The sequence below is a fragment of the Actinoplanes sp. NPDC051633 genome (assembly GCF_040681735.1).
In the GTDB taxonomy this organism is placed as follows: Bacteria; Actinomycetota; Actinomycetes; order Mycobacteriales; family Micromonosporaceae; genus Actinoplanes.
Window position 1 is genome coordinate 1 of record NZ_JBFAZH010000436.1, and the last position, 5,853, is coordinate 5,853.

General features: G+C 70.2%; 7 protein-coding genes. 4 read left to right on the top strand and 3 right to left on the bottom strand.

Annotation, left to right across the window (positions count from 1 at the left end; translation table 11 throughout):
* Positions 1–207: 207 nt before the first annotated feature.
* Entirely contained in the window at positions 208–1,341 is a 1,134-nt protein-coding gene (gene galK, locus AB0M20_RS23020) for a galactokinase (protein ID WP_364301299.1), read from the bottom strand.
* 12 nt (positions 1,342–1,353) lie between these two features.
* Positions 1,354–2,331, bottom strand: coding sequence for a UDP-glucose 4-epimerase GalE (gene galE / locus AB0M20_RS23025; protein WP_364301301.1), 978 nt, complete (start codon positions 2,329–2,331; stop codon positions 1,354–1,356).
* A gap of 139 nt (positions 2,332–2,470) precedes the next feature.
* Here galE and trpS point away from each other — a divergent pair, with 139 nt between their 5' ends.
* Genes trpS through AB0M20_RS23045 form a run of 4 tightly spaced genes read left to right on the top strand, consistent with a single transcriptional unit; the run spans position 2,471 to position 5,404 of the window.
* On the top strand, positions 2,471–3,496 hold the full coding sequence (gene trpS, locus AB0M20_RS23030) for a tryptophan--tRNA ligase (RefSeq protein WP_364301303.1): 1,026 nt from the start codon (positions 2,471–2,473) through the stop codon (positions 3,494–3,496).
* Complete coding sequence (locus tag AB0M20_RS23035; RefSeq protein ID WP_364301311.1) at positions 3,493–4,041, top strand: 2'-5' RNA ligase family protein; 549 nt, start codon at positions 3,493–3,495, stop codon at positions 4,039–4,041. The genes trpS and AB0M20_RS23035 overlap by 4 nt, the downstream gene beginning before the upstream one ends.
* A 21-nt stretch (positions 4,042–4,062) precedes the next feature.
* A complete protein-coding gene (locus AB0M20_RS23040) occupies positions 4,063–4,980 on the top strand; it encodes a YihY/virulence factor BrkB family protein (protein ID WP_364301305.1) in 918 nt (305 codons plus the stop codon).
* A 10-nt stretch (positions 4,981–4,990) separates the two neighbouring features.
* Positions 4,991–5,404 (top strand): hypothetical protein, encoded by a 414-nt coding sequence (locus AB0M20_RS23045; RefSeq protein WP_364301307.1) that lies wholly within the window; start codon positions 4,991–4,993, stop codon positions 5,402–5,404.
* Here AB0M20_RS23045 and AB0M20_RS23050 read toward each other — a convergent pair.
* The coding region (locus AB0M20_RS23050; protein ID WP_364301309.1) for a TetR-like C-terminal domain-containing protein at positions 5,391–5,853 on the bottom strand (463 nt) is incomplete at its 5' end. The genes AB0M20_RS23045 and AB0M20_RS23050 overlap by 14 nt on opposite strands.

A 5,853-nucleotide genomic window follows, 5' to 3' on the forward strand; every position in this document is an offset into this window, starting at 1 on the left:
TCCATCGCCTCGGCGATGGGCCTGGTGAGGTCGCCCGACGGGACCGCGACGGCCTCGCCGTCGACGTCCTGCGGGTGCCGCTCGGGCTCGGGTTGGGGCGTGGTCGGGTCGCCGCCGAAACCCTCCTCGTTGGGCTTGTCCCGGTACTCGCGCTGATCACTCATGCCCTTCAGGTACCCGCGATCGTGGCACGCGAAAAGTGGTCTTCTACAGGCGGGTGGCGCCCTGGCTGGGGACTGCCACGAAGGGGGTGGGCGCGGTGAAACCGTGCTTGGCGTACGCGTCGGCGACCGCCGCCGCCGTGGCGTCGGCCCGGTCCGCGTCGATCAGCGCCAGCACGCAGCCGCCGAAGCCGCCGCCGGTCATCCGGGCGCCGTACGCGCCGGCCGTCAGCGCCGCCTCCACGGCCACGTCGACCTCCGGCACGGTGATCTCGAAGTCGTCCCGCATCGAGGCGTGCGACGCGGTCATCAGCGGCCCGATCTCGCGGATCCGGCCGGACCGCAGCAGCTCCACGGTGTCGAGCACGCGCTGGTTCTCGGTCACCACGTGCCGCACCCGCCGCCGCGTCACGTCGTCGTCGAGCCGCTCGAGCGCCACGTCCAGGCCGTCCGCGGCCACGTCGCGCAGCGCGGGCACCCCGAGCAGCCGGGCCGCCTCCTCGCAGGACTTCCGCCGGGCGCCGTACTCGCCGTCCACGTGCTTGTGCGGGGCGTTGCTGTTCACCACCAGCACCGCCAGCCCCTCGGCGGCCACGTCGAACGGGATCTGCTCGACCTCCTGCGATCGGCAGTCGAGAAACAGTGCCTGGCCCGCCTCGCAGCGGATGGACGCGGACTGGTCCATGATCCCGGTCGGCGCGCCGACGTAGACGTTCTCCGCCCGCTGCGCGAGGGCCGGCCGCTCGGCGACCGGGATCTCCAGCTCGCCGAGGTCGATAAGCGCGGTGAGCACGGCCGACTCCAGCGCGGCGCTGGACGAGACGCCGGCGCCGAGGGGCACGTCGGAGGTGATCGCCAGGTCGGCGGGCGGCACTTCGTACCCGGCGTCGCGCAGCGCCCACACCACCCCCGCGACATAGGCCGCCCAGCCGGAGATCGTCCCCGGCTCACCCGCGCTCTCGAACGACGCCTGCTCGTCCTCCAGGTCGGAGCGCACCTGCCAGCCGGCGTCCGCCCGGGCGGCGGCGGCGACCACCCGCATGGGCAGCGCGAACGGCAGCACGAATCCGTCGTTGTAATCGGTGTGCTCGCCGATCAGGTTGACCCGCCCGGGGGCGGCCCACAGGCCCTCGGGGTCGCGGCCGTACTGATCGCGGAAGGTCGATGCGACGTCGCTCATGATCTGATCAGATCACGCCACGTGGGCCCGGTAGAACGCCCAGGCGTCGCCGATCATGTCGTGCAGCGTCGTCTTCTGCGGCACCCAGCCCAGCTCGGCGCGCGCCAGGGCCGACGAGGCGACCAGCGTGGCCGGGTCGCCCTCGCGGCGCGGCGCCACCTCCACCGGCAGCTCGGCGCCGGTCACCTCGCGCGCCACCTCGACCACCTCGCGGTTGGTGAAGCCGCTGCCGGTGCCCAGGTTGTAGATCCGGTGCTCCTTGGCGGTGGCCGCGTCGAGCGCCAGAAGGTGGGCGCGGGCCAGGTCCTCGACGTGGATGTAGTCGCGGACGCAGGTGCCGTCCTTGGTGGGGTAGTCGTCGCCGAACAGCTGCAGCTGCGGGCGCTTGCCGGCTGCGACCTGCAGCGCGATCGGGATGATGTGCGTCTCGGGGTCGTGCCGCTCGCCGACGTCGCCGCCCTCCGGCCGGATCAAGGCGCCGGCCACGTTGAAGTAGCGCAGCGAGACCGCGGCCAGGCCGTGTGCGAACGCCTCGGAGGTCAGCGCGAAGTCGAAGGTCAGCTTGGTCGCGCCGTACGTGTTGGTCGGCGCCTTCACCGCGTTCTCGGTGATCGGGATCTCGGTCGGGTTGCCGTAGACGGCGGCGGTGGAGCTGAAGACGAACTTGCCCACGCCGGCGGCCCGGACCGCCTCGAGCAGCCGCAACGAGCGCTGCACGTTGTGGTCCCAGTAGAGCTCCGGCTTGAGCATCGACTCGCCGGCGGCGATCAGCCCGGCGAAGTGCAGCACCGCGTCGAACCCGGCGCCCGGAGTCAGGATCTCACCGGCGTCGGCGATGTCGGCCTCGACGAAGGTCGCGTCGGGCGCGACCGCCTCCCGGAAACCGGTGCTCAGGTTGTCCAGCACGACCACCTCATGGCCGGCGTCCAGCAGCAGGCGGCTGGTGACGCTGCCGACGTAGCCGGCGCCTCCGGTGACGAGCAGTTTCACGGCGATGACCCTTCAGTCGGTGTTCCCTACCGATTCTAGAATCTACCAATAGCACTCAAGAGTCAACACGTTCGAACATCGGAGCCGGGCACCCCGGGCGGTTTACCGGAATGGGCGGGAGACTGTAACAATGGCGCTCATGTCCGACGCCGCCCCCCGCCCACGGGTGCTTTCCGGGATCCAGCCCACCGCCGACTCATTCCACCTCGGCAATTATCTGGGAGCGGTGCGCAACTGGGTGGCGTTACAGGACACGCACGACGCGTTCTACTGCGTCGTCGATCTGCACGCGATCACCATGGGCCATGAGCCGGTGGCGTTGCGGAATCGCACAAGACTCTCCGCCGCGCAGCTGCTGGCGCTGGGCCTGGACCCCGATCGGTGCACGCTCTTCGTCCAGTCGCATGTGCCCGAGCACGCACAGCTGGCCTGGGTGCTCAACTGCATCACCGGCTTCGGTGAGGCCGGCCGGATGGTCCAGTTCAAGGACAAGTCGGCGAAGTCGGGTCAGGACTCGACCAGCGTCGGCCTGTTCACGTACCCGATCCTGCAGGCCGCAGACATCCTGCTCTACCATGCCGACCAGGTCCCGGTGGGCGAGGACCAGCGGCAGCACCTGGAGCTCACCCGCGACCTCGCCCAGCGGTTCAACACCCGGTACGGGCGGACGTTCACGGTCCCGTCGCCGTTCATTGTCAAGGACACCGCCAAGATCACCGACCTGCAGGACCCGACCAGCAAGATGTCGAAATCGGCCTCGTCGCCGAACGGGATCATCGAACTGCTCGAGGAGCCGTCGCGGTCGGCCAAGAAGATCAAGTCGGCGGTCACCGACACCGGTCGCGAGATTCTCTACGACGAGGACAACAAGCCCGGCATCAGCAACCTGCTGACGATCTACGCCGCGCTCACCTCCCGCACGATCGACGAGCTGCTCGAGGCGTACGACGGCCGCGGCTACGGCGACCTGAAGAAGGACCTGGCCGAGGTGGTGGTCGAGTTCGTCAAGCCGCTGCAGGAGCGCACCCGGGCGTACCTCGAGGATCCGGGTTACCTCGACAAGGTGCTGGCGGTCGGCGCGGAGAAGGCGCGGGCGGTGTCCGCGGTGACGCTCGGGCACGCGTACCAGAATATCGGTTTCCTGAGCCCGGGGCGCGGGGCCTGACCCGCGTGGCCGCGACCACCAAGATCGGCGTCGCGATCGACATCCCCGAGCCGTGGGGATCGGAGCTGACGCGTCGCCGGGGCGAGGCGGGTGATCCGCAGGCCGCCTTCACCCCGGCGCACGTGACCCTGCTCGGCCCGACCGAGGTGCCGACCGAGCTGTTGCCGGCGGTGGAGAAACATCTGGAGGACGTCGCCACCCGGCACACGCCGTTCACCATCCACCTGCGCGGCACCGGCACCTTCCGCCCGGTCACCGAGGTGGTCTTCGTGACCCTCGCGGTCGGCATCAGCGAGTGCGAGCTGCTGGCCGAGGCGATCGTGGCCGGCGAGGGTCTGGCCCGCGACTCGCGCTTTCCGTACCACCCGCACGTGACCGTCGCGCAGGACGTGCCGGCCGCCGCGCTGGACGCGGTGTTCGAGGATCTCGCGGCCTTCTCGGCGCGTTTCGAGGTGCCGTCGTTCACGTTGTTCACGCACGGCGGCTCGGTCGACATGCCGGCCGCTCCGTGGCGGCCGCGACGCGACTTCCCGCTGGGCGGCTGAATTCTTGGGTACGTTCACGCCGTGAACGTGGTCGATCGGGTCTACGACGCCGCCGAGGCGCGCATCATGGCGTGGCGCCACGCGTCGAAGTACTTCGACCACCTGTGCCGGGCGCTGCTGCGCTACGACGCGGTGAACGGCGGCCGGCTCGCGGCGGCGATCGCGTACTACGGCTTCTTCGCGGTCTTCGCGCTGCTGCTGATCGGCTACTCGATCTTCGGCATCCTGCTGACCAACAACGACGACCTGTTCGACATCGTCCGCGACTTCCTGGCGCAGAACCTGCCGTTCCTCAACCTGCAGCAGGTGCTGGACAGCGGCCGTGCGGTCGGCGTCGTCGGCCTGCTCGGCCTGGTCTTCACCGGCGTCGGCTGGGTCGAGGCGATCCGCTCGTCGCAGCGGCTGATCTGGCGCCTGAACGAGCATCCGGGCTACATCGTCCTGCGCCAACTGGTCGACCTGGCCATCCTGCTCGGCATCCTGATCCTGATCAGCATCTCCGTCGGCGCCGTCAACGGGCTGGAGCGGCTGCTCGCGTGGATCAGCGACGGGCACGCGTCGTGGCTGCTCACGGTGGTCAGCTGGATCGCCACGGTGGGGATCAACATGCTGCTCGGCGCGGCGCTGCTGGCCGCAGTGCCGCGGCTGCGGATGACCGTGCGCCGGATGTTGCCGCCGGTGATCCAGGTGGGCGTCGGCATCACGCTGTTGAACACGGTCGGTAGGTCGTTCGTCGGCCTCGTGCAGCGAAACCCGGCCTACGGCCTGGTCGCCAGCGCCGTCGGTGTGCTGGTCTACCTGTACGTGTTCAACCAGCTCCTGCTCTTCGGCGCGGCCTGGGCGGCGACCAGTCCACACGGCCGCGTCGTGGACCTCGCAGCTGACGATAAAACTGCCCCGGTAGGGCAAAACACCTGGATTCGGGACCACAGCCCGTAATGATGTCCGCGTGGGCACTCTGGTGACGTTGAGCCTGCCGCCGGACTCGCCGGTGGCCGACCTGCCGTGGGTCATCACCGTCGGCGCACTGGACGACGATGACTGGGAGCCGGTGGTCTGCGGGCCCTACGAGCGCCGGCATGCGCTCGCCCTGGCTCAGGCAGTGGTGGCGGACGAGGAACTGATGGCGGTGGTGGAGCCGTTACTGCCGCTGGTCGACGCGGAGGCGATCCGGGAGGAGATCGAGACCGCCCGCGCCGCGGCCGCGGGCGACGCGCCGGGGACCGCCGACGACGGGGACGACGAGGACGACGACGGGGACGACGACTGGGCGGGCGAGCGGGTCGAGCCCGGGCCCGCGCCGACGGCGCGCGAGGTACGTGCCGGTTTCGCCCGGCTGGCGGCCCGGCTCACCGCCGGCTGAGCAGCGTCGCAACGCCGGCGGCGTAGGTCTCCTTGTCCGGCGTGCCGATCAGCATGCGCTGCAGCGCATAGCCCGGCATCAGGCTGAACAACGCGGACGCGACCGCGACCGTGTCGGCCTCCGCCGGCAGCTCACCTCGCTCCTGGGCGTGCCGGGCGATGGTCACGAAGGCGCCTTGCAACTGCGCGTAGCGCTCCCGCACGATCTCGGCGATCGCCGGATCGATCGTCGCCTCGGACCACAGCTGCACCGCGAGCGGGAAGGCGCCCTTCGCGCCCAGCTGGGAGTCGACCACGTCCAGCGCCGCGTCCATCGCCTGGGCCAGGGGCAGGCGCTTGTCCGCGATCGCGAGGACGGCGGTGGCGATGCCGCCGGCGAACTTCTCCGCGATCGCGTTGATGATCTCGTTCTTGGATTTGAAGTAGCGGTACACGGCGCCCACCGACAGG

Coding starts and splice junctions, on each gene's coding strand:
- galK (WP_364301299.1), bottom strand. CDS start 1,341: ATGAGCGACGTCGCATCGACCTTCCGCGATCAGTACGGCCGCGACCCC.
- trpS (WP_364301303.1), top strand. CDS start 2,471: ATGTCCGACGCCGCCCCCCGCCCACGGGTGCTTTCCGGGATCCAGCCC.